This window comes from Janthinobacterium sp. GW458P (genome assembly GCF_002127585.1).
Classification (GTDB): domain Bacteria; phylum Pseudomonadota; class Gammaproteobacteria; order Burkholderiales; family Burkholderiaceae_D; genus Janthinobacterium.
In genome coordinates, this window is record NZ_NEGZ01000019.1 from 26,014 (window position 1) to 48,857 (window position 22,844).

Annotated in this window: 21 protein-coding genes; 10 read left to right on the forward strand and 11 right to left on the reverse strand. The window is 63.8% G+C overall.

Features of this window, described 5'->3' with window-relative positions:
- Nucleotides 1-91 precede the first annotated feature (91 nt).
- The gene (locus tag CBW50_RS12990) at nt 92-892 is read left to right on the forward strand and encodes a helix-turn-helix domain-containing protein (RefSeq protein ID WP_172404752.1); all 801 of its coding nucleotides are present in this window, start codon (nt 92-94) and stop codon (nt 890-892) included.
- A 69-nt stretch (nt 893-961) separates the two neighbouring features.
- Here the strand turns inward: CBW50_RS12990 and fliD are convergent, their stop codons facing one another.
- The 4 genes from fliD to alr form a co-directional block, all read right to left on the reverse strand.
- The gene (fliD, locus tag CBW50_RS12995) at nt 962-2,347 is read right to left on the reverse strand and encodes a flagellar filament capping protein FliD (protein WP_086145952.1); all 1,386 of its coding nucleotides are present in this window, start codon (nt 2,345-2,347) and stop codon (nt 962-964) included.
- Between the two features lie 230 nt (nt 2,348-2,577).
- Nucleotides 2,578-2,898, reverse strand: a complete 321-nt coding sequence (locus CBW50_RS13000) for a PilZ domain-containing protein (RefSeq protein ID WP_301178810.1) — start codon at nt 2,896-2,898, stop codon at nt 2,578-2,580.
- Between the two features lie 131 nt (nt 2,899-3,029).
- A complete protein-coding gene (radA, locus tag CBW50_RS13005) occupies nt 3,030-4,406 on the reverse strand; it encodes a DNA repair protein RadA (RefSeq protein ID WP_086145954.1) in 1,377 nt (458 codons plus the stop codon).
- A gap of 74 nt (nt 4,407-4,480) precedes the next feature.
- Complete coding sequence (gene alr / locus CBW50_RS13010) at nt 4,481-5,572, reverse strand: alanine racemase (RefSeq protein WP_086145955.1); 1,092 nt, start codon at nt 5,570-5,572, stop codon at nt 4,481-4,483.
- Between the two features lie 257 nt (nt 5,573-5,829).
- On the opposite strand from alr, the gene lplT reads away from it, so the two are divergent.
- Nucleotides 5,830-7,092 (forward strand): lysophospholipid transporter LplT, encoded by a 1,263-nt coding sequence (gene lplT / locus CBW50_RS13015; protein WP_076572067.1) that lies wholly within the window; start codon nt 5,830-5,832, stop codon nt 7,090-7,092.
- Nucleotides 7,093-7,190: 98 nt separating this feature from the next.
- Here the strand turns inward: lplT and CBW50_RS13020 are convergent, their stop codons facing one another.
- The 4 genes from CBW50_RS13020 to tsaB are packed head-to-tail and all read right to left on the reverse strand — an operon-like array spanning nt 7,191 to nt 10,252.
- A complete protein-coding gene (locus CBW50_RS13020) occupies nt 7,191-8,129 on the reverse strand; it encodes a DUF1853 family protein (protein ID WP_086145956.1) in 939 nt (312 codons plus the stop codon).
- Nucleotides 8,122-9,042 carry a uracil-DNA glycosylase gene (locus CBW50_RS13025; RefSeq protein ID WP_086145957.1) on the reverse strand — a complete coding sequence of 307 codons (921 nt, stop codon included), beginning with the start codon at nt 9,040-9,042 and terminating at the stop codon, nt 8,122-8,124. Before CBW50_RS13025 ends, CBW50_RS13020 begins: the two co-directional genes overlap by 8 nt.
- Entirely contained in the window at nt 9,039-9,530 is a 492-nt protein-coding gene (gene rimI / locus CBW50_RS13030; RefSeq protein ID WP_086145958.1) for a ribosomal protein S18-alanine N-acetyltransferase, read from the reverse strand. The genes CBW50_RS13025 and rimI overlap by 4 nt, the downstream gene beginning before the upstream one ends.
- Nucleotides 9,527-10,252, reverse strand: a complete 726-nt coding sequence (gene tsaB, locus CBW50_RS13035; protein ID WP_086145959.1) for a tRNA (adenosine(37)-N6)-threonylcarbamoyltransferase complex dimerization subunit type 1 TsaB — start codon at nt 10,250-10,252, stop codon at nt 9,527-9,529. Before tsaB ends, rimI begins: the two co-directional genes overlap by 4 nt.
- Before the next feature lie 261 nt (nt 10,253-10,513).
- On the opposite strand from tsaB, the gene dapC reads away from it, so the two are divergent.
- From dapC to CBW50_RS13070, 7 genes are all read left to right on the forward strand, one after another.
- Nucleotides 10,514-11,743, forward strand: coding sequence for a succinyldiaminopimelate transaminase (dapC, locus tag CBW50_RS13040; protein ID WP_086145960.1), 1,230 nt, complete (start codon nt 10,514-10,516; stop codon nt 11,741-11,743).
- Nucleotides 11,744-11,760: 17 nt separating this feature from the next.
- Nucleotides 11,761-12,588 carry a 2,3,4,5-tetrahydropyridine-2,6-dicarboxylate N-succinyltransferase gene (dapD, locus tag CBW50_RS13045; protein ID WP_086145961.1) on the forward strand — a complete coding sequence of 276 codons (828 nt, stop codon included), beginning with the start codon at nt 11,761-11,763 and terminating at the stop codon, nt 12,586-12,588.
- A gap of 235 nt (nt 12,589-12,823) precedes the next feature.
- Nucleotides 12,824-14,371, forward strand: coding sequence for an FAD-dependent oxidoreductase (locus CBW50_RS13050; RefSeq protein WP_086145962.1), 1,548 nt, complete (start codon nt 12,824-12,826; stop codon nt 14,369-14,371).
- Nucleotides 14,372-14,503: 132 nt separating this feature from the next.
- The gene (locus CBW50_RS13055) at nt 14,504-14,860 is read left to right on the forward strand and encodes an ArsC family reductase (protein ID WP_086145963.1); all 357 of its coding nucleotides are present in this window, start codon (nt 14,504-14,506) and stop codon (nt 14,858-14,860) included.
- Nucleotides 14,861-14,929: 69 nt separating this feature from the next.
- Nucleotides 14,930-16,066 (forward strand): succinyl-diaminopimelate desuccinylase, encoded by a 1,137-nt coding sequence (gene dapE, locus CBW50_RS13060; protein ID WP_086145964.1) that lies wholly within the window; start codon nt 14,930-14,932, stop codon nt 16,064-16,066.
- 56 nt (nt 16,067-16,122) lie between these two features.
- Nucleotides 16,123-17,013, forward strand: coding sequence for a 50S ribosomal protein L3 N(5)-glutamine methyltransferase (gene prmB, locus CBW50_RS13065; protein WP_086145965.1), 891 nt, complete (start codon nt 16,123-16,125; stop codon nt 17,011-17,013).
- Between the two features lie 49 nt (nt 17,014-17,062).
- On the forward strand, nt 17,063-19,057 hold the full coding sequence (locus tag CBW50_RS13070; protein ID WP_172404753.1) for an ATP-binding cassette domain-containing protein: 1,995 nt from the start codon (nt 17,063-17,065) through the stop codon (nt 19,055-19,057).
- Between the two features lie 37 nt (nt 19,058-19,094).
- Here the strand turns inward: CBW50_RS13070 and CBW50_RS13075 are convergent, their stop codons facing one another.
- On the reverse strand, nt 19,095-19,595 hold the full coding sequence (locus CBW50_RS13075; protein ID WP_086145967.1) for a chemotaxis protein CheW: 501 nt from the start codon (nt 19,593-19,595) through the stop codon (nt 19,095-19,097).
- Between the two features lie 201 nt (nt 19,596-19,796).
- Here CBW50_RS13075 and arfB point away from each other — a divergent pair, with 201 nt between their 5' ends.
- Nucleotides 19,797-20,195, forward strand: a complete 399-nt coding sequence (gene arfB, locus CBW50_RS13080; protein ID WP_086145968.1) for an alternative ribosome rescue aminoacyl-tRNA hydrolase ArfB — start codon at nt 19,797-19,799, stop codon at nt 20,193-20,195.
- A 3-nt stretch (nt 20,196-20,198) separates the two neighbouring features.
- On the opposite strand, the gene CBW50_RS13085 is transcribed toward arfB, so the two are convergent.
- Together CBW50_RS13085 and CBW50_RS13090 are read right to left on the reverse strand one after the other, a co-directional pair.
- The gene (locus CBW50_RS13085; protein WP_086145969.1) at nt 20,199-22,058 is read right to left on the reverse strand and encodes a flagellar assembly protein A; all 1,860 of its coding nucleotides are present in this window, start codon (nt 22,056-22,058) and stop codon (nt 20,199-20,201) included.
- Between the two features lie 266 nt (nt 22,059-22,324).
- Entirely contained in the window at nt 22,325-22,723 is a 399-nt protein-coding gene (locus CBW50_RS13090) for a hypothetical protein (RefSeq protein WP_172404754.1), read from the reverse strand.
- Between the last annotated feature and the right edge of the window lie 121 nt (nt 22,724-22,844).

Sequence of the window (22,844 nt, forward strand, 5' to 3'; positions counted from 1 at the left end):
TGTCTTATACTGATGAAGCTCAAGTGTATGCAAAATACCATCGTCCGTTTTCCGACAGAACGACATAATTTATCGAATTAAGGCCAAGCTGATGGGTGTACCTATCCTCCACCATACCCGCATGTGTCCGCCACGGGAGGCGCCCAGTGCGACCATCCCCGTGACCATGGTCGCGCGCGACCTGCAAACCGATGAATTTCTCTTGCCGCACAGCCATCCCTGGGGCCAGGTGACCATGGCGCTCGAAGGCGTGCTGCGCATCACGGCCAACAACAGCAGCTGGGTGCTGCCGCCCATGCGCGCCATCTGGATCGCGCCGAACGTCGAGCATGCCGTCACGATACTGGAAAAAACCCGTTTGCGCCCGCTGTGCATCCATGCCGCGCGCGCGCCGTTCGCGGGCCGCGACTGCAAGGTGCTGGAAGTGTCGAACCTGCTGCGCCAGCTGATCATGGCGCTGGAACAGCTGGACCCGGGCCAGGAGCCGGCGCGCGAAGCGCTGCTGGCCGAGCTGATACTGGACGAGCTGAAACGCTCGGACACGCGCCCCATCCGCGTGCCCTTGCCCAACGACAAGCGCTTGAAAACCCTGTGCGACAGCCTGATCGACAAGCCCGGCTCGAACCAGACGCTGGAACACTGGGCGCAGCTGGTGGGCGCCTCGGAGCGGACCCTGGCGCGGCTGTTCGAACGGGAATTGGGCATGAGTTTTGGCCAGTGGCGCCAGCAGGTGCGCCTGGCGCACGCGGCGCCCATGATCGCGCGCGGCGTGCCCTTGTCGCAGGTGGCCGAAGAATTGGGCTACGCCAGCCAGTCGGCCTTTTCCGCCATGTTCAAGAAGACGTTCGGCAGTTCGCCGTCGGCCTTCTTTGCCCAGGGCGACAGAATGTAGCAAGCGCGCCGATACGGTGTGCAGGGCAAGGCGCTGCCACGCCGCCCCGGGCGCTTTGGCAACGCGCCCTTAAGCCATGAAGTCAAACAAGGAGTTCTTGCCCGTATAACCGGGAAGGGCCGAATTCGTTCCCATCTGTTCCTGGGCCGAATAGGCCTTTATCAGCGCCTGCGCCTGGGTCGTCAGTGCCTTGGCCAGCACGGCTTTCTTGTTGGTAAGGGTGGTGATGTCCTTGCCCACCGATTGCACTTCCTTGCGGATGATGCTCGTCTCGCCCGTCAGTTCGCCGATCTTGCTGGAAAACTGGTCCGCCACGCCCTTGCCGTTGTTGGTAAACAGCTTGCTGACGGCGTCGGGATCGGCGGCGATGGCGGCCTTGAGTTTTTTCTCGTCCAGCACCAGCTCGCCGCTTTTGCCCAGGGTCACGCCCGCGCTGCTCAGCACGGAAGCCGGCACGCCCGTGCTGGCCGTGCGCAGCACCTGCTCCATCTGCGAACGCACCTGGCCCAGGGCCGTATCGGATTTCAAGTCGCCCTGCTGCAGGCTCTGCAGCTTGCTGTTGAGCTCATTGTAGGCGGTGACGAAACTGGCCACGTTGGTGGCGATCTGGCTGCTGTCCTTGGCGATGACGAGGTCCGTCGTGCCCTTGGTCTTCAATTCGATGGTGACGCCCTCGACGGCCGTCGTCAGGGTGTTCGTGGCGCTCTTGATCTCCTTGCCGTCGATGGTCAGCAGCGCGTCCTGCGCGGCGGCCGTCTGCTGCATGCCCTTGCCGGCGCCGGGCGCATAACTGAGCAGATTGCTGACGGCCGCGTCGCCGGAGACGCTGATGCGCATGCTGCTGTCGGCGCCGCTCTTGCCGTTCAGGGCCAGCGAATAGCCATCGGGACCCTTGACCACGCTGGCGTCCACGCCCTGCTTTTTCAGCGCGGCGGCGATGCCGTCGAGGCTATTGTTGCTGCTGTCGATGGTCAGCGAAATGACCTTGCCGCTGCCTGGCGTGAATTGCTTGCCGTCGGCCGTGCCCACTTCGATCTTGACCAGCGCCGGCGCGCCCGTGCCGATGGGCGTGCCCGACGATTTCTGCGCGCCGCTCAGCAGGGTCTGCCCCTGCGCCAGCTGCCTGATGTTCATTTCGTGGCTGCCGCTGACAGCCTTGTCGGTGGTGGTGGCGCTGACGACGCCCTTGGTGCTCGACGTGGCCGAGGTGGCCAGGCCGCTGCCGGCCATGTTCTTGGCCACGGTCTGGAATTTCGCCAGCGCCGACTGCAGCTGCCCCAGGCCGGAGAACTTGGCCTGGTCGCGCGCCAGGCTGGCGTTGAGCTTGACGACGCCCGTGTTTTGCGACTGCATCTGGCGCTCCACCTTGGCATACACGTCGGCCGAGATATTGCCCTGCGTCGTCTGCTGCGTGTTGTTGGTAAAGGCTCTGCTGTTGATGGTCGAATTAAACATGGTAGGCGTTCCCGTCCGGTGTAAGGTCAAGGCACACGGATCAGGTCATGACCGCGCGCTGCGCATGAAATGGACGGCAGGCGCGCGTGGCGCGGCAAGGTCCTCTTCTGGTTGATAATTATGCAGTATTACTGGAATATCAAAACAGCGAACAGAACAGGTTTTTCCTGACTGCAAACCCATATGCACCATTTTAGCGCATTTGACGCGCACGTCCTTCCAGGCATGCCTCAGCGCATGAATTTGGCGATGGCACTGCTGACAGCCATGTCCAGCTGCAGAAAAGTCAGTCCCACCTTGAAACCCGCGCTGCTGAAAATACAGTGCGAGACGGACGTGCGCGCTTCAACGACATGCGCCTTGCCATCATAAAACAGCTCGAACAGCACCTTGCCCTGCTTGCCCGCCTGCACCGGATCGGCGATCACGGCCGACATGCCGCCCGGCCCCACGTCCAGGGTGCGCGCCGCCACGGGGCCCGCCCCATCCATTACCAGCATTGCCTTGGCACGCAATATCTTGCGTGCGCCTTGCCTTTGTTCAACTGACACTGTATTCCGCTTCTCTATTAATGCATGGTCGATGCGAACCCGCTGCGCGGATTCATCGGACAAATATTATAGTTCCAAACGGAAACTTTGTTTGACTTACCTCAAGCTTGGCATTTAAACCATACCAACTTTTACTCGTGATCGCGGAGTTTGTTAAATGCTTCGTCGATGCGCTCGACGCCGATGACCTTGATGCCGTCGATGGCTTGCTTGGGCAGGTTGGACTTGGGCACCACGGCCAGGGTAAAGCCCAGCTTGGCCGCCTCGCGCAAGCGCTCCTGGCCCCGTGGCGCGGGACGGATTTCGCCGGCCAGCCCCACTTCGCCAAACACCACGAGTCCCCGCGGCAAGGGCTTGTTGCGCATCGAGGAATTAATCGCCAGCAACACGGCCAGGTCGGCCGCCGGTTCCGTGATCTTGACGCCGCCGACGGCGTTGATGAAGACGTCCTGGTCAAAGGCGGCGATGCCCGCGTGGCGGTGCGCCACGGCCAGCAGCATGGCCAGGCGGTTCTGCTCCAGGCCGACGGACAGCCTGCGCGCATTGGGCAAGTGGCTGGTGTCGACGAGGGCCTGGATTTCCACCAGCAAGGGGCGCGTGCCTTCCTGCGTCACCATCACGCAGGAACCTGGCACCTGGTTGTCGTGCTGCGACAGGAACAGGGCCGACGGGTTCGACACCCCTTTCAAGCCCTTTTCCGTCATGGCGAACACGCCCAGCTCGTTGACGGCGCCGAAACGGTTCTTGATGGCGCGCACGAGACGGAAGCTGGAATGGGCGTCCCCCTCGAAATACAGCACCGTGTCGACGATGTGCTCGAGCACGCGGGGGCCGGCCAGCGCCCCTTCTTTCGTCACGTGGCCCACCAGAATGATGGTCACGCCCGTCTGCTTGGCCGCCCGCGTCAGCTGGGCCGCGCATTCGCGCACCTGCGCCACGGAGCCGGGCGCCGAACTGAGCGCGTCCGAATACACGGTCTGGATCGAGTCGATGACCACCACTTCCGGTTTTAAATCGGCCAGCGTGGCGAGGATTTTTTCCAGCTGGATCTCCGCCTGCAGTTTGAGTTCCTTGGCGTCGATGACGAGGCGCTTGGCGCGCAGGGCGATCTGCGCGCCCGATTCTTCGCCGCTGACGTACAGCACGCGCTTGTGGTGCGACATGTTGGCCAGCGCCTGCAGCAGCAGGGTCGACTTGCCGATGCCGGGATCGCCGCCGATCAGCACCACGCCGCCCGCCACCATGCCGCCGCCCAGCACGCGGTCGAATTCCTCAATGCCCGTGCCGAAGCGGGGCACGTCGATGGCGTCGATATCTTCCAGCGACAGCACGGGCGCCGTCTGCGCCAGCGACATGTGCTGCGGGTTCGAATAGCGGTTGTTGCCGCCCGTCTCGGGCAGGGTTTCCACCATGGTATTCCACTGGTTGCACGAGGTGCATTGCCCCATCCATTTGTTACTGATGGCGCCGCAATCGCTGCAGGTGTAGATGGTCTTGACTTTTGCCATGGTGTACTTTGCCCGGGTAAAATGAAATAGCTGGTTATATATACAGTATATACAAACCGCGCTGCCGCGTCACCCTACGCTTCGACCACGGGCACGCGCGGCGCCAGTGCGCACATCAGCTCGTAGCCGATGGTGCCGGCAGCCAGCGCCACCTCGTCGATCGGCATGCCCTGGCCCCACAGGGTGACGGCACTGCCCACTTTTGCACCCGGCACATGGGTCACATCGACCATCAGCATATCCATCGACACCCTGCCGATGAGCACCGTGCGCACGCCGTCGACGAGCACGGGCGTGCCTTCGGGCGCGTGGCGCGGGTAGCCGTCCGCGTAGCCGCACGCCACCACGCCCACCTTGACGTTGCCGGCCGCTTCGTAGCGGCTGCCGTAGCCCACCACCTCGCCGGCGGCGATATCCTGGATGCCGATGATACTGCTGCGCAAGGTCATGGTGGGCAACAAGCCGAAGTCCTGCGCCGACGTGCCGCCGGGAGCGCCGCTGGGCGTGCCGCCGTACAGCATGATGCCGGGACGCACCCAGTCGCTGTCCAGATGATGCATCAGCAGGCCGGCCGAATTGCACAGGCTGCGCGGCAAGCTTGTCCCTATGCTGGACGCACCCGCTTCGAAACGCAGCATCTGCCGGGCCAGGGGCAGGCGCGTGGGCCCCGCCTCGTCCGCATTGGCAAAGTGCGTCATCAGGGTGATCGTGCCGATATGCGGGATGGCGCGCAGGCGCGCATACGCGGCGGCCACGGCCTGCGGCGTGAAGCCCAGGCGGTTCATGCCCGTGTTCATCTTCAGGTGCACGTCGATGGCGGCCGGCAGGCGCGCCGCTTCCAGCATGGCGATCTGCTCTTCGCAATGCACGCTGCCGTCCAGCTTGTGCTGCGCCATGACGGGCAAATCGCCGGCGTCGAAAAATCCTTCCAGCAGCAGGATGGGCTTGGTCCAGCCCAGTTCGCGCAAGCGCACGGCATAGTCGACCTCGACCAGGGCCAGGCCATCGGCGGCGGCAAAGCCCCGCATGGCCCGTTCCAGGCCGTGGCCGTAGGCGTTCGCCTTGACGACGGCCCACACCCTGGCGCCGCGCGCGCAAGCGCGGGCGCGCGCCAGATTATGTTGCATGGCATCGAGATGGATAGTGGCGATGAGGGGCCTGGGCATATGCGTCATTCACGGCGGGTGGGAAAGCCGTATTTTACCGGATGGGCCGGATGCGGGCGACGGGGCCTGCCAGGCAGGCGTGCACGATGCTCGCCCAGGATAGCATTTATAAAATGCTCACATGTGATGTATTTTTCTACGGCAGAATAATTAAGCTTCGCTTAGGCAAGACTATGCAAAGCAGCCCCGTCCAAACTTGGGGTTTGCCGTTTTTTCGTGGTATAAAGCAAGCCAGATATGATTTCAGGCATTCCAGAATGAATCGTGGTTTTTATACCATCATGGCGGCGCAGTTCTTTTCCTCGCTGGCCGATAACGCCCTCTTTTTTGTCGCCGTCGATTTATTGGTGTCCATGAAATCCCCGGCGTGGATCACGCCGCTGCTAAAACTGTCATTCGTGCTGTTTTACGTGCTGTTGGCCGCTTTTGTCGGCGCTTTCGCGGATGCATTGCCGAAGGGCAAGGTCATGTTCATCGCCAACATGGTCAAGATCTTCGGTTGCGCCCTCGTCTTCTTCCACGTCCATCCGCTGCTGGCCTACGCCGTCGTCGGCTTTGGCGCGGCCGTGTACTCGCCCGCCAAATACGGCATCCTGACGGAATTGCTGCCGCCGGAAAAGCTCGTGGCGGCGAATGGCTGGATCGAAGGCCTGACCGTCACTTCCATCATCCTCGGCACCGTCATGGGCGGCGCACTCGTCAGCGGCCACGTGTCCGACATGCTGCTTTCGTTCGATCTGCCCTTCGTCGATACCGGCATCACCACCAAGACGGAAGCGGCCCTGTGCGTGGTGGTCGGCATCTATGCGCTGGCAACCCTGGCCAACCTGAAGATTCCCGACACGGGCTGCGTGTATGCGCACCAGGAACGCAATCCTATCAAATTGATTACCGATTTTGCCAATTGCTATTCCATCCTGTGGAAAGACAAGCTGGGCCAGATCACCCTGGCCGTGACAACCCTGTTCTGGGGCGCCGGCGCCACCTTGCAGCTGATCGTGCTGGAATGGGCCAAGCAGTCGCTGAACATGCCGTTCGACAAGGCGACCAGCCTGGTGGGCGTGGTGGCCATCGGCGTGGCGGCCGGCGCCGTGCTGTCGGCGCGCTTCATTCCGCTGCGCAAGTCGCTGACCGTCATTCCGCTGGGCATTGCCATGGGCGTGATCGTCATGATGATGACGCAAGTGCATTCCGTCTGGATCGCCTACCCGCTGCTGGTGCTGATCGGCGCCCTGTCCGGCTTCTTCGTCGTGCCAATGAATGCCCTGCTGCAACACCGCGGCCACGTGCTGATGAGCGCAGGCCATTCGATCGCCGTGCAGAACTTCAATGAAAACCTGTCGATTCTGACCATGCTGGCCGTGTATTCCATCATGATCCGTTTGCACCTGCCGCTGAACATCATCATCATCCTGTTCGGCCTGTTCGTCGCCGGCACCATGTACGCCATCATGCGCAAGCACAAGCTGAACCAGGCCGAGCATGACAATCTTTCCTTGATCGGCGAGCAAAAACATTAAACCCAGCAAGTGCTGGGGTCAGACGGGGACGCCGAGTCCCGACGGGGGAAGGCATCCCAATGGGATGCCTTCCGATCGCAAAGCGACTGACCCCGGCATTACCCAGGCAGCGCGCCTGTTATTCGCCGCGCGGCAGCCTGCTGCGTCCAGTCAGGCGGCACGACAAAACCGCGCGTGCGCTCCACTTCCCAGCCTTCGATAGTATCCACCGTGGCCACCATCAGCGGTTGCGCCAGATCAAACAACTGCGCGCGCAAGGCATCGACGTCCAGCACTGCCGCCTCGCGGCCCTTGAACGGCGCCAGCCATTGCAAACGCGGCAGCACGACATAGCGCTGCGCGGGCAATTGCGCGGGCGTGCACCAGAAGCCGTGTCCGTGATCCTGGGAAATGCCGTCCATGCCGGGCGCCGTGCCGAGGGCGTAAAACAGCCAGCCCTTGACCAGCGCCTGCGCCGCCCGCACGGGCTGCGCCAGCAAGCCTTGCGCGGCCGGATGGCGGGACAGGGCCAGTTGCTTGTCGAGAATCTTGCGCATCTTCAAGCCCAGGGTATCGGCCAGGTTGGGGCCGATCAAGTGGTTGAAGACGCCGGGATCGGGCGCGCCTTCGAGCAGGTAGAACTTGGTGGCAAATTCCCAGTGCAGCAGCTCATCGCCGTCATGCAGCAGGAAATCGAACTCGCCCACCGTGTCGTTGCGGTTGACCTGCACCTGCAAGCCATGGGCTGCCAGGATACCCTGTTGCGCAAAATAAAAGGCCAGCAGCTTTTCAGCATACAGGCCCAGGCGGGAATAGAACCGGCTGCCCAGCGCCGCATCGAGCGGCGACGGGTCATCCTGCAGCGCCGCCAGCCACGCCGCCACGGCGGGCGTGACGGCAGGCAGGCTGGCGATGCGCCCGCCCCAGTGCACGCTGGCCGGGTCGAGCAAGTCGGGCGAATCGAGCAGCCAGGCCAGCGCGCGCACGCGGGGCTGCGTCAGATGGCCCCAGCGCTGCTCGAAGCGGACCGGGAAGGTGCCGCCGGCCGTATCAACCACCGTGCGTGCTTTTCGCCAGGCACAGGTCGGCCCAGGCGCGCGCCTTGGCCTTGCCCGTTGCGTCCTGCAACAACATTTCCGGGTGGAAGGTGGCGATCAGCGAGGCATTGCCCAGCTGGCGCACCTTGCCGCGCACGGGTTTTTCGCCGGGATTGATGCCGGCGGCGGCCATGGATCCGAGCGTCAAGATAGTGCGCGGCTGCAGCAGGGCCAGTTCGCGCTCGAAATACGGGCGGCAGGCGGCGGACTCGGCCTCGGTGGGCAAGCGCTCCAGGCCGGCCGCGTCGAGCGGACGGCATTTCAGCAAGTGCGTCATATACACATCGCGATCCGCATCGACAGCGATGGCTTTCAGCATATTGTCGAGCAATTTGCCCTGCTCGCCCGGCAAGGCGCGCCCTTCCCGCTCTTCCAGGCGCGAGGGGCTGCTGGCCAGCATCAGCCAATCGCCGTGGCGGTCGCCGCGGCCCATGACGACGCCCTTGCGCGTCTTGCACAAGTCGCAGCGCGCGCACTTGGCGACGGCGGCCGTCAAGCCATCCCAGTCGAGGGCGGCGATATCGGCATCGCTGAGCTGCCTGGCGGGCGGCGGCGGGGGCGCATCGTCGAACCAGGCCGTGTCGTCGGGCGCGGCGGCAGGCGCGGGAGCAGGCGCGGCCGCGGAAACAGGAGCCGCGGCGACGGGCGCAGCAGCTTCCACGGTGTCCGCGACTGCCTCTGCGGCAAGCACTTCGGCCACGGGCGCCGGGACAGCTGCGGCTGCGGCAACTTCGGCCACGGGTTGCGCCACGGCCACTTCCACCTCCACGGCAGCCTCGACGACAATATCAACGGCCTCGGGCGCGCCGCCCTGGCGCAAGCGCCACAACGGCCCCACGCCCATTTCATCGAGGAAAACGGCGCTGCGGCTCATAGGGTATAACGCATCACGATGGCGTCCTCACGTTGCGAGTTGCTGGCCGGATAATATCCCTTGCGCCGGCCGATCTGGGCAAATCCGTAGCGCTGGTAGATGTCGAGCGCGCGCGTATTCGACGGGCGCACTTCCAGCAGCATCGATTCCATGCCCAGCTGGCGCGCGCAGGCGCAGGACTGGTTCAGCAGGAAGCGGCCCAGTCCCTGACCCTGGATGGCGCCCTCGACGGCCACGTTCAGCAAGTGCGCCTCGTCGACCACCAGCATCAGCAGGAAGTAGCCAAGCAAGGTGCCGTCCGCGTCGCGCAGCACCCAGGCCGGGTAGCCGCTCTTGAGCGAATCGACGAAATTGCCATGCGTCCAGGGATGCGGATAGACGCGCTGCTCCAGCGCCAGCACCTCGATCAGGTCCGCTTCAACCATCGGCTGATAGTCGAGGCGCAGCAAGTCCCAGCCTGCCGCGCCGACCTTGCCTGCCTCGCTCATTGCGCGGACTCCGCGGCGGCCTTGGCGGCCTGCATGTCCAGGCGTTCCGCGCTCGTGTAGGCGATCTTGTTACGCAAATACAAAGGCTGCGCCTCGGCCGCCGTCACGCACCGGCCGGCCGCAAACGCGATGCGCGCCAGCTGCGCCACCTGCACGGCATGCGGCATGATGGCCGCGTCGGCCGTGGCCGCGCACGGCAGCGCGGCCAATGCGTCGGCGTAGGCGCTAAAACCGTTGCCGCAGCCGGCCACATCGCCTTGCGGCGCCACGCCGGCCGGCGCGCTCAGGGCCGGCGGCAGGACGGCCTGCAAGCCATTCTGGTACTCATATTGCGCCCAATACACCTCGCCCATGCGGGCGTCGAGCACGGTCACGATGTGCTGCGCGCCATGCTGCTGGTGGCAGGCGAGGGCCATGGCGTCGAGGGTCACGACGGGCACGACGGGCAGGCTGGCGCCGTAGGCCAGGCCTTGCGCGATGCCGCAGGCCGTGCGCACGCCCGTAAACGAGCCGGGGCCGGAGCCGTAGGCGATGGCGTCCACGTCGGCCAGGGTCACGCCCGCTTCGGCCAGCAATTCCTGCACCATGGGCAGGATCGACTGGGAATGGGTGCGCACGCCCGACGAGGCGCGGGACAGGACGGCATCGCCGCGCAACAGGGCGCAGGAGGCCAGTTCGGACGATGTTTCAATAGCAAGCAGGGTGGGAAGTAAGGTAGACATAACGTATTTTACCTTGCCGCGCCACGGCGCGGCACTCCCCGCTGCGGCATGGCGCGGCAAGCCGGGCGGCGATCAGGCCGGCGCAGCTTGAGACGGCTTGCACAGCGCCCCCGCGAGGACGGCTATAATGAAAGACGCAGCTAATTATTTGACCGGCATCAAGTCTGCCGCGCCAAGCAATCGTTCCGCCATGACTAAGCAACACTACCAAGCTACATCGCTCAGCAACATCGTCTTTCCACTCTTGCCCTGGTCCGTTCCGTGAATCCACTTCTTGCTAAACTGCAACCATATCCATTCGAAAAGCTGCGCCAGCTGTTTGCCGGCGTGACGGTCAACCCCGAGTATGCGCCCATCAGCCTGGGCATGGGCGAACCCAAGCACCCGACGCCGCCGTTCATCGAGCAGGCGCTGGTCGACCATATCCACGGCCTGGCCAGCTATCCGACCACCATCGGTTCGGAAGCCTTGCGCGGCGCCATTGCCGGCTGGCTGGAACGCCGCTACGGCATCCCCAGGCTCGATCCTGCCACGCAAATCCTGCCCGTGAACGGTTCGCGCGAAGCGCTGTTTGCGCTGGCGCAAACGGTGATCGATCCGTCGGCCGGTTCGCTCGTGATCAGCCCGAACCCGTTTTACCAGATCTATGAAGGCGCGGCCTACCTGGCCGGCGCCGAACCGTATTTCGTCAATTCCGACCCCACGCGCAATTTCGGCTGCGATTACGACAGCGTGCCCGCCTCGGTATGGGAAAAAGTGAAACTGCTGTTCCTGTGTTCACCGGGCAACCCGACGGGCGCCGTGCTGACCCTGACAGACTGGGAACACCTGTTCGCCCTGTCCGAGCGCTACGACTTCGTCATCGCCGCCGACGAGTGCTATTCCGAGATCTACCACGGCGACACGCCGCCGCTGGGCGCGCTGCAGGCGGCGCACATGCTGGGCCTGTCCACGATCGAGCGCCCGTATGCGCGCCTGGTGGTGTTTTCCAGCCTGTCGAAGCGCTCGAACGTGCCGGGCATGCGCTCGGGCTTTGTTGCCGGCGACGCGGAAGTGCTGAAAAAATTCCTGCTCTACCGAACCTACCACGGCGGCGCCATGAGCCCCGCCGTGCAGGCGGCCTCCGTCGCGGCCTGGAACGACGAAACCCATGTCGAGGAAAATCGCGCCAAGTACCGCGCCAAGTTCGACGCCATCACGCCGCTGCTGCAATCGGTGATGGACGTGCAATTGCCGGACGCCGGCTTCTACCTGTGGGCCGACGTCAGCCGCACGGGCCTGTCCGACACCGAATTCGCGCAACGCCTGTACGCCGAATATAATGTCACGGTATTGCCTGGCAGCTACCTGGCGCGCGACGCGCACGGCATCAATCCGGGCCGCAACCGCATCCGCATGGCCCTGGTGGCCGAAACGGCCGAAGGGCTGGAAGCGGCCTTGCGCATAGTAAAATTCTGCCAGCAGCTTTCCGCATCCGCATCAACCAACTAAATGAACAAGACATCATCATGAGCCAACAACTGCAAACCATCATCGACCAGGCCTGGGAAAACCGCGCCGAGATCAATCCGCGCAACGGCACGGCCGAACTGCGCGACGCCGTCTCCCACGTCATCAACGGCCTGGACAACGGCAGCATCCGCGTGGCCGAAAAAACCACGGGCGACTGGGTTGTCAACCAGTGGGTCAAGAAAGCCGTGCTGCTGTCGTTCCGCCTGGAAGACAACGTCGTCCTGCCGTCCGATGGCACGATGCAGTTCTACGACAAAGTGCCGACCAAGTTCGCCAACTACACGGCCGAAGACTTCGCCAAGGGCGGCTTCCGCGTGGTGCCGCCCGCCGTCGCCCGCCGCGGCAGCTTCATCGCCAAGAACGTCGTGCTGATGCCTTCCTACGTCAACATCGGCGCCTACGTCGATGAAGGCGCCATGGTCGATACCTGGGCCACCGTCGGCTCCTGCGCGCAGATCGGCAAGAACGTCCACCTGTCCGGCGGCGTCGGCATCGGCGGCGTGCTGGAACCGATGCAAGCGAACCCGACCATCATCGAAGACAACTGCTTCATCGGCGCCCGCTCGGAAATCGTCGAAGGCGTGATCGTCGAGGAAAATTCCGTCATCTCGATGGGCGTGTACATCGGCCAGTCGACCAAGATCTACGACCGCGCCACGGGCGAAGTGACGTATGGCCGCGTGCCGGCAGGCTCCGTCGTGGTCTCGGGCAACCTGCCTTCGGAAGACGGCAAGTACTCGCTGTACTGCGCCGTGATCGTCAAGCGCGTCGATGCAAAGACCCGCGCAAAAACGGGCATCAACGAACTGCTGCGCGGTATCTGATGACACCTCTGTAAACCTACTGCGCTGCCCACTATCGGGTTTCCGTTGCTCACTGTACTAACTGTACAGTTCCGCTACTCGACCCGATATTGAGCGTGCTCGCTACGGTTTGCAGAGGCGTCGTGACGCACGTAAAAAAAAATCATGTCCTGCCAACCGGCGGGACATTTTCATTTCTGGCGAGCAACTTCAATCGTCGCGCCCCCGCTTCTCATCCTGTCCTATACTGGATGGCATGAATACTCCTCCCGTATTGATCGTCGGCGCCGGTCCTACCGGCCTCATGCTTGCCTTGCGCCTGGCGCGCCATGGTGTCGATTGCCGCATCATCGACAGGAACAGCGGCCCCGGCCAGGCGTCGCGGGCCATGGCCGTGCATGCGCGCACCCTGGAGTTTTACCAGCAGCTGGGCTTTGCCGACGAGCTGGTCAACCTGGGCATCAAGATCAATGCCATGCACATCCACGAAGGGGGCGAGGAACTCGTGAAACTGGCGCTGGGCGAGATCGGCGAGGGCCTGAGTCCCTATCCTTTCGTGCTGAGCCTGCCCCAGGACGAGCATGAACGCTTTCTGATCAGCAAACTGGCGGCGGCCGGCGTGCATGTGGAATGGAACGTCACGCTGGACCTGTGGACACAGGACGATAGCGAAGTGCAAGCCATCCTGCTCCATAATGGCGAACGCCAATATTGCACGTTTGACTATATCTGCGGCTGCGACGGCGCCCGCAGCAAGGTGCGCGAGATCGCCGGTTTCGAGTTTTCCGGCGGCACCTATGACCACCTGTACTACGTGGCCGATGCGCAAGTGGCGGGCAACAATACGGATTTGCACGCCCACCTGGGCGCGAACGCATTTGCGCTGATGTTGCCCGTGCGCACCACCGGCATGCAGCGCCTGATCGGCATCCTGCCCGACCGCCCCGATGGCGCGCCGGCGCCCGTCTTCGACGACGTGCGCAGCGACGTGGAAGCCCTGCTGGGCATCCGGGTCGAACACGTGAACTGGTTTTCCACCTATAAAGTGCACCACCGGGTGGCGGCGCAGTTCCGCGCGCGGCGCTGCTTCATCCTCGGCGACGCCGCCCATCTGCACAGCCCCGTGGGCGGCCAGGGCATGAACACGGGCCTGGGCGACGCCGTCAACCTGGCCTGGAAGCTGGCGCAAAAGCTGCACGGCCAGAGCAACGACGCCCTGCTCGACACCTATGAAAGCGAGCGCATCGTGTTTGCCCGCAAGCTCGTCGCCACCACCGACCGCGCCTTCCAGGCCATCGTCGCGCAGGGCATCGCCGGGCAATTCCTGCGGCGCTGGCTGGTGCCGCACGCGCTGCCCTTCCTCTCGGGCTTCGCGCGGGCGCGCCGGCTGCTGTTCAAGACCGTGTCGCAAATCGAGATCAGCTATGAAGACAGCGCTTTGTCCGCGGGCCATGCGCAATACCTGCGCGGCGGCGACCGCCTGCCGTGGTTCTCGGACGGCACGCAAGACAATTTTATCGCCCTGTGCAGCATGGATTGGCAATTGCATATCTATGGCGAAGCGGCGCCCGAACTGCTCGACGAGGCGCGCGTGCTGAAACTGCCCGTGCATTGCTACACCTACAACGTGGCCGCCAAGCTGGCCGGCCTGGGCCGCGACGCGGCCTACCTCGTGCGCCCCGACGGCCACATCGCGCTGGCCCTGCACCTGCAGGAAAGCGGCGCCCTGCGCGCCCTGGCCTTGCGCCTGGGCCTGCATTTCGGCCCGCAAGAGATGGGCAAGACGGCGCCACGGCCCGTGTAGGGGAATCACGGGGCCGTGTTGCACTGCCGCATCGGCTGCGCATCGACTGTATAATGGCGGCTACCATCGCATTTTGTCCTGGCGCAAGCGCCGCGATCAAGCGAACCGCATTCATACCCCTTAGCCCTACCCATGACGACCATTACACTCTACGGTATCCCCAACTGCGATACCGTCAAAAAGGCCCGCACCTGGCTGGCCGCGCAACAACTCGATTTCACCTTCCACGACTTCAAGAAGCAGGGCCTGGAACGCGCCACCGTCGAAGCATGGCTGCAGCAATTGCCGTGGGATGTGCTGGTCAACAAGAAAGGCACGACCTGGCGCGCCCTGTCCGACGAGCGCAAGGCATCGATCACGGACGCGGCCGGCGCTTTGGACCTGATGCTGGAAAACCCGTCCATCATCAAGCGCCCCGTGCTGGACAAGGATGGCCGGTTCAGCGTGGCGTTTTCCGATGCGCAGTACAAGAGCATTTTTTCAGTTTAAACCCGACACCTGCAAGGCTGGGGTCGTACGGGGACGCCGAGTCCCAAGGGTACGCCCCCGCTCCACACCATGACCACCTCCAAAACCCTCGCCCTGACCGAAAAACTGATCGCCCTGTCCTCGGTCACGCCCGACGACAAGGGCTGCCAGCAGCACCTGATCGACCTCCTCACGCCGCTGGGCTTTGTCTGCGAGACAATCCAGTCGAACGACGTCACCAACCTGTGGGCGCGCCGCGGCACCACCTCGCCCGTGTTCGTCTTTGCCGGCCATACGGACGTGGTGCCCACCGGCCCCGTCGAGCAATGGCGCTCGGAACCGTTCATTCCCACGCACCGCGACGGCAAGCTGTACGGCCGTGGCGCGGCCGACATGAAGACCTCGATCGCCGCCATGGTGGTGGCTTGCGAGGAATTCATCGCCGCCACGCCCGGGCACACGGGCTCCATTGCCTTTTTGATCACCAGCGACGAGGAAGGCCCCGCCACGGACGGCACCGTCATCGTCTGCGAGCAACTGAAGGCGCGCGGCGAGCAGATCGACTACTGCCTCGTGGGCGAGCCGACCTCGAGCGCGCAGCTGGGCGACATGATCAAGAACGGCCGCCGCGGCTCGCTGTCGGGCCGCTTGACGATCAAGGGCGTGCAAGGCCATATCGCCTACCCGCACCTGGCGAAAAATCCGATCCACGAAGCGGCGCAGGCGCTGGCCGACCTGGTCGAGGAAAAATGGGACGCGGGCAACGAGTATTACCTGCCGACCTCATGGCAAATGTCCAACATCAACGCGGGCACGGGCGCCAACAACGTCATTCCAGGCGACATGGTGATCGACTTCAATTTCCGCTTTTCCACGGCCAGCACGGCGGAAGGCCTGCAGGAACGGGTCCACGCCATCCTCGACAAGCATGACTTGCAGTACGATTTGCAGTGGACCCTGAGCGGCCTGCCCTTCCTCACGCCGCGCGGCACGCTCTCCGATGCGCTGTCGTCCGCCATCCAGGCAGAAACGGGCATCGCGACGGAGCTGTCGACCACGGGCGGCACCTCGGATGGCCGGTTTATCGCGCAAATCTGCCCCCAAGTGATAGAATTCGGGCCGCCCAATGCCAGTATTCACAAGATCGACGAGCACATCGAACTGCGCCACATCGATCCCCTGAAGAATATTTACCGGCGCACGCTGGAGCATTTGCTGCCCGTCTGAAGCAGAATACCGAGGCCCGTCACGGCGGGCCAGAACACCGTCTTTTCGAGAATGCCATGACCCCGAACCCGTTTTCCACGCCACGCGACCTGTTGCGCTACGCCGTTACCCGTTTCAATACCGCCAAGCTGTTTTTCGGCCACGGCAGCGCCGAAGCGTTCGACGAAGCCGCCTATCTGATCCTGCACACGTTGAAGTTGCCGCTCGACAAGCTCGAACCGTTTCTCGACGCCAAATTGCTGCCGTCGGAAGTGGCCAGCGTCATGAGCGTCATCGACCGCCGCAGCATCGACCGCGTGCCGGCCGCCTACATCACCAAGGAAGGCTGGCTGGGCACGTATAACTTCTACGTCGACGAGCGCGTGATCGTGCCCCGCTCCTTCATCGCCGAACTGATCCCTGAATACTTCTCGCCATGGGTGGCGGAACCGGACGCCGTGGAAAACATCCTGGAACTGTGCACCGGTTCGGGCTGCCTGTCCATCATGATGGCCGACGCCTTCCCGAACGCCGCCGTCGATGCCGTGGACATTTCCGCCGACGCGCTGGCCGTGGCCAAGCGCAACGTCGACACGTATAAATTGCAGGACCGCGTCACCCTGATCGAATCGGACCTGTACGCGAACGTGCCGGCCAAGAAATATGATTTGATCATCAGCAACCCGCCTTACGTGAATTCCGCGTCGATGGGCGCGCTGCCCCAGGAATACCTGGCCGAACCGCAGATCGCCCTCGACGGCGGCAGCGACGGCATGGACCTGGTGCGCAAGATCATCGCCGGCGCGGCCGAGCGCCTGACGGACGACGGCATCCTGATGATTGAAATCGGCAACGAGCGCGCCTACGCGGAAGCGGCTTTCGGCGAACTGGGCCTGACCTGGCTGACGACGAGCGCCGGCGACGACATGGTGTTCCTGCTGACGGCCGAGCAGCTCAAGCTGGCATAAACGCTGGCGCAAGCGGCGCAGTGCCTTAATTTACAACACAAAGAAAAAAATGATACGTTTCCTACAAGTAAGCCTGATGCGCGGCATCAAACCGTTGCTCGAACAAGTCGATGTCACCCTCAATCCGGGCGACAAGATCGGCCTGATCGGCGCCAATGGCGCGGGCAAATCGAGCCTGTTCGCCATGATGCGCGGCGAATTGCACCCTGACCAGGGCGAAATCGATTTCCCGGCCAAATGGCGCGTGGCTTACGTGGCGCAGGAAACGCCGCCGCTGGACCGTGCCGCGCTCGACTACGCGATTGACGGCGACGTGACCTTGCGCAAGCTGGAAGCGGAACTGGCGCGCCTGGAATCGGAGCCGGCCACGTCGGAAAACGGCATCGCCATCGGCGAGATCTACAGCGCCCTGGCCGACGCCGATGCGTATACCGTGCAGTCGCGCGGCGAACAATTGCTGCTGGGCCTGGGCTTTACCCTGGACCAGATGCAGCAGCCTGTCGCCAGCTTCTCCGGCGGCTGGCGCATGCGTCTGAACCTGGCGCAAGCGCTGATGTGCCCGTCCGACCTGCTGCTGCTCGATGAACCGACCAACCATTTGGACCTGGACGCCATCATCTGGCTGGAAGACTGGCTGAAACGCTACGCCGGCACCTTGCTGATCATTTCCCATGACCGCGACTTCCTCGATGAAGTGGTCAACGTCGTCGTGCATATCGACGAGCGCAAGCTGAAGCGCTACTCGGGCAACTATTCGAGCTTCGAGCGCCAGCGCGCGGCGCAGATGATCCTGGCCGCCGGCGCGCTGGAAAAGCAGCAGCGCAAGCGCGCCCACCTGGAGTCCTTCGTGAACCGCTTCAAGGCGCAAGCCTCGAAGGCGCGCCAGGCGCAAAGCCGCATGAAGGCGCTGGCGAAGATGGAAGAACTGGCGCCGCTGCGCGCCGCCGCCGAATTCTCGTTCGAATTCCGCGAGCCTTTGAGCGCGCCGAACCCGCTGCTGGTGATGGAAGACGTCGATGCGGGCTACAAGATCGAGAACGAAGCGACGGGCGAGATCACGCATAAAACCATCGTCAACGGCATCAAGTTTTCGCTGCAGATCGGCCAGCGCATCGGCCTGCTGGGCCAGAATGGCGCCGGCAAGTCGACCCTGATCAAGACCATCGCGGGCGAACTGATGCCATTGACGGGCGACGCCACCCTGGGCAAGGGCCTCAACATCGGTTATTTTGCCCAGCACCAGGTGGAAATGCTGCGCCACGACGAATCGCCGCTGTGGCATCTGTCGAAGATCGCGCCGACCACGCGCGAGCAGGAGTTGCGCAACTTCCTCGGCGGCTTCAACTTCCCCGGCAACATGGTCACCAGCTCGATCGCGCCGTTCTCGGGCGGCGAAAAGGCCCGCCTGGCGCTGGCCCTGATCGTCTGGCAGCGTCCGAATTTGCTGCTGCTCGATGAACCGACCAACCACCTGGACCTGGAAACGCGCGAAGCGCTGACGGAAGCGCTGGCGCAGTTCGAAGGCACCCTGGTCGTCGTTTCCCATGATCGCCATTTGCTGCGCGCCACCACGGACGAATTCATCATCGTCGCCGACGGCAAGCTGCAGCCATTCGACGGCGACCTGGACGACTACAAGGACTGGCTCTTCAAGACCAAGCTGGGTAAAGGTACCGATGTGCTGCCGGCCGCCGGCAAGGCCAACAAGACCGACTTCCCGGTAACGTCGTCCGTGCCTGCGCCGGCCGCCGCCCCTGCCGCGCCCGTGCGCGACAAGCGCCAGGAAGCGGAAGACCGCCAGAAGGCGGCCGCCCTGCGCAAGCCGATCGAAAACAAGATCAAGCGCCAGGAAGAGCAGATCGCCAAGCGCAACGCGCAAAAGGCGGAAACGGAAGAAAAGCTGGGCGAACCGACCATCTACGACGCCGCCAACAAGGCCAAGCTGAAACAGTTGCTGGCTGACCAGACCTTCTTCACCAAGGACCTGGCGCAGCTGGAAGCGGAATGGCTCGATTTGCAGGATCAATTAGAGCAACTCGGCTAAGGCAGAGCACAAAGACGACCTCCGGGTCGTCTTTTTTTTAGGCGACCTGCATGGGACCGGGGCTGCGGATCGCCATCAGGCGGTCGATGTCGACGAGGATCAGGCGGCGTCGCGCCACCGCGCCCAGGCCCAGCAGGTAGTCGGCTTCCGCCTCGCCCAGGCCGGGCACGGCGGCGATGTCGGCCGGCGCCAGGCTGACGATGTCGGTGACGCCGTCGACCACCATGCCCATCACGCCATTGCTCAGCTGCAAGATGATCACGTCGGTGGCGGGGTCGGGCGCGCCGTCGGCGCTGCCGAACGCGGCGCGCATGTCGACGATGGGAATGATCACGCCGCGCGAAACGGCCACGCTGTGCAGCACTTCCCCTTCCGAGGAAAAGCGGTCGAGTTCCTTGAGCGGGCGCAGTTCCCGCACGCAGCGGTAATCGAGGCCGTATTCCAGGCCGCCCAGCCGGAAGCTCAGGTACTGCGTCAGGGATGGCGCGGTGCTGCGTTGCACCGTTGCTGCGGCGCCAGGCGTCGTCGTGGGCTGCATGGTGTTCCTTTCATCCGGTAAGCGCTGCCAGGATGCGCAGTGGCGCAACGTTGGCCCCATGCTAACGGGCATCGCCGCAGGCGGCGTTGAGAAACATCAACTTTCCCGGAAGACAGCGCCCGCTGCGGCCGCGGCCTTGCGCAGGCGCAGTCCCGCGCGTCTTGCCTTACAATACCCCCATCGTTTTTCCACAGGCAGGCCATGCAACACCTCGTCAATCCCGCTGAAGTTGAATTCTCCGCCATCCGCGCCCAGGGCCCGGGCGGACAGAATGTCAACAAGGTCTCCAGCGCCATCCATCTGCGCTTCCCCATCGCCGCCTCGTCGCTGCCGGAAGCGTACAAGGAGCGGCTGCTGGCCCTGCGCGACAGCCGTATCAGCAAGGATGGCGTGCTGGTGCTCAAGGCGCAGCAGTCGCGCAGCCAGGAACAGAACAAGGAAGAGGCCTTGCGGCGCTTGCAGGAAATTATCGACAGCGTAAGCTTCCTGCCCGCCGTGCGCCGCGCCACCAAGCCCACGCGCAGCTCGCAGCGGCGCCGTCTCGACAGCAAGAGCACGCACAGCGTGCTCAAACAGTCGCGCGGCAGGGTCACGGATTAATCGCTACGGCGGCGCATACGTCCAGTCCAGGCTGCCCGCGCTGTCCGCAAACACGGGCTGCGTGGCCGGCGTGGCGCTGCGCAGCAGGGCCTTGATCTCTTTCGGCGGCCGGTCGTAGACCTTGGCCGGCCCGGGCGGCGCGACCATGGCGCGCACCGTCGTCTCGCCGTCGACCAGGCCCAGGACGCAGCGCGACTGGCCGGCCGTCGCCTGCCGCTCATGGCGCAGCTGTTCCACCAGGGCCAGCATCTGCGCGTGCAGGATTTCCGACTGCTTCACCTCCACGCGCAGGCGCGCCACTTCCTTCAGGACGGGCGCGATGCGCGCGGCCAGCTTGTCGTACTGCAACTGTTGCGTTGGCTGCAGCTGCCGCTCGCCGTGCCGCAGCTGGCCGGCCAGCGTCAGGTAATTGCGCACTTCGGGCAATTGCGCGATGACGTCGATTTCCTGCTGGCGCTTGTGCTGCATCTGCCGGTGCTGCGCGGCCTTCGCCAGGCTCTCCGCAATCTGTTGCTCCAGGGCGCTCAGGTCCGGTACCAGCGGAAAAAGCAGCATTTCCACCTGCTTGCGCGGGCCGGCGCTGCCGATGCGGATGGTGCGCGCCGCCACGGCGCAGCCTTCGGCCAGCTCGATGATGGCCTCGTCGGCAATAATCTCGCAATTGCTGGCATGGTCGATCACCACGCGCGTGCCGGCGATGACGCAGCTTTCGGCGCGCTTCAGGTGCACCTCGCCGCTCAGGGCCTGCAGCACGGAGCCGGACGCCACGCCCTCGACGCGCACGTCGCCGTGCTCATTGAACGCCGTGCCGCCCACCAGGTTGCGCTGTAGCAAAATCAAGCCGCCATGCGAGTGCAGATGGCCGTACACGTCGCCATGGATGGTGATGTCGCTGCCGTCGAGCTGGCGCTGCTCCTGCACGTCGCCATATTCCTCGTAGGCGGCGCGCAGCTTCAGATTGCCCGTGGTGCGGCTGCTGACGCCTTCGCGGCTGACGATCCTGTTTTCGATGGCAATCTTGCCATGCGCATCAACATTCACGTAACCAGCCTGCGTGGCGACGACGAAGTCGCCATCGCTGAAATGCTCGACGGCCGTGCCGGCGCCGGCCACCGTGGCCAGGTCCAGCTCCAGCGGCGCGGGCGGCGCCAGCACATTGCCGGCCAGGTCGTAGCCAGGCACGCCGGGGGCGCCCGGCAGCAGGCGCAGCAGGCGCGCATGTTTTTTCACCTGTGGAAAACGGTTCTTGAAGCTGAGCAAGTCCAGCCGGCCGTCGGGGCGCTCGCGCGGCGCGTCGTTACGGTGTATGCCCTGCGACACTTCGGCCAGCCGGGCGTCGCGCCCCGGCTGCGGCGGCAACGCCCGCGCCACCGTGATGCGCTCGGCCTTGCCGCTGCCGAGAATGGCGCGCACGGCAGCCGCATCAATGCCGTAGCGCACGCCCTTGCCCCACAGGTCGGCCACCAGCTCGTCGAATTCGCGCCGTGCCGGCGCCTGGCCGTCCGCGTCGGCAGGCAGGGTTTCAAAGTAAAACTCGGCGCTGTCGCCGCAGATCTTGACTTGCTTGTAGAGCAGGCGGCGCTGGGGCGGGAACGGCGCCACGCGGGCGGCAATGCGCAGCAGGGCTTCGCCCTTGGGCGCGGCGCGGGGCGTGGGGGCGTGAAACAGGGTCAGCAGGAACAGCGCGTAATCGAGGCCGGCCAGCAGCTGCCCCGACTGGAACAGCTGGCCGACGGCGGCGCGCAATTGCGCGGGCGCCAGCGACAGGTCGAGGAACACGCCCCCGTCGCGCTGGACAAGGCCGTGCGGCAAACCGGCCGCCTGGGCCGCATCAGGAACGGGCGTGTCGTCGTCGCTCACCATTTGCCTCCCCAAGCAACAAATTCAGAGAATTGCTTCAGTGCATTGGAACAATATCACGGGGCGTGGCGGCGTGCCGGATTAACATAATCCTGACGCAACAAACATGGGAATGAAAAATGGAGATGGATGTTTCAGGTAAAGTCACGACATCTGGCAAGACCATAGCGAGCGGAAGTGAATTGTGGCCGAGAAGCAGAACTGTACTTTAGTACAGTGAGCATCGCAGGCCACAAGTCGCGACGCGCAGTAGGTATTGCCGGATGTCATCAACGGCGCGGCGGATTCGAGTAAATATCCTGCCCCACTTCGTTGATCTGGCGGCGCAGGTCGCGGCGCTCGTCGGGCGTCATGCGGCCCGTGCGGCGCGAGGCGTCGGCGCCTTCGCTGGCGCGGCGCTGCTCTTCGGCGCGCGTGTCGAAACTGCGTGCGTCACGTTGTTCGCGCAGTCGCGTATCATTGCTGCTGCGCTGTACCTGCTCATAGCGCTGGGCCTGCATTTGCTGCTGTTCATCGCGGCGCGGCGGCGGCTGGTTTTGCGCATGCGCCAGGCTGGCCGCAAACATGGCGCAGACAACGAACGTGGACAGCACCAGCGTGGCAAAGAAGGCGCGTGCGGAGACCCGTGCGCTGGGAGCGGCGTGAATTTTTTGGGTAATGATATTCATTGAGTTCCTCTTCCGCAATGCCGTATAAACTAAAGCTGATTTCCACTGTGGCCCCAGTGTATGATGCTTTACACGGTGCAGTAAGAGTAATTGGGTAAAGTTTGTAACAGTTTGTAATGGG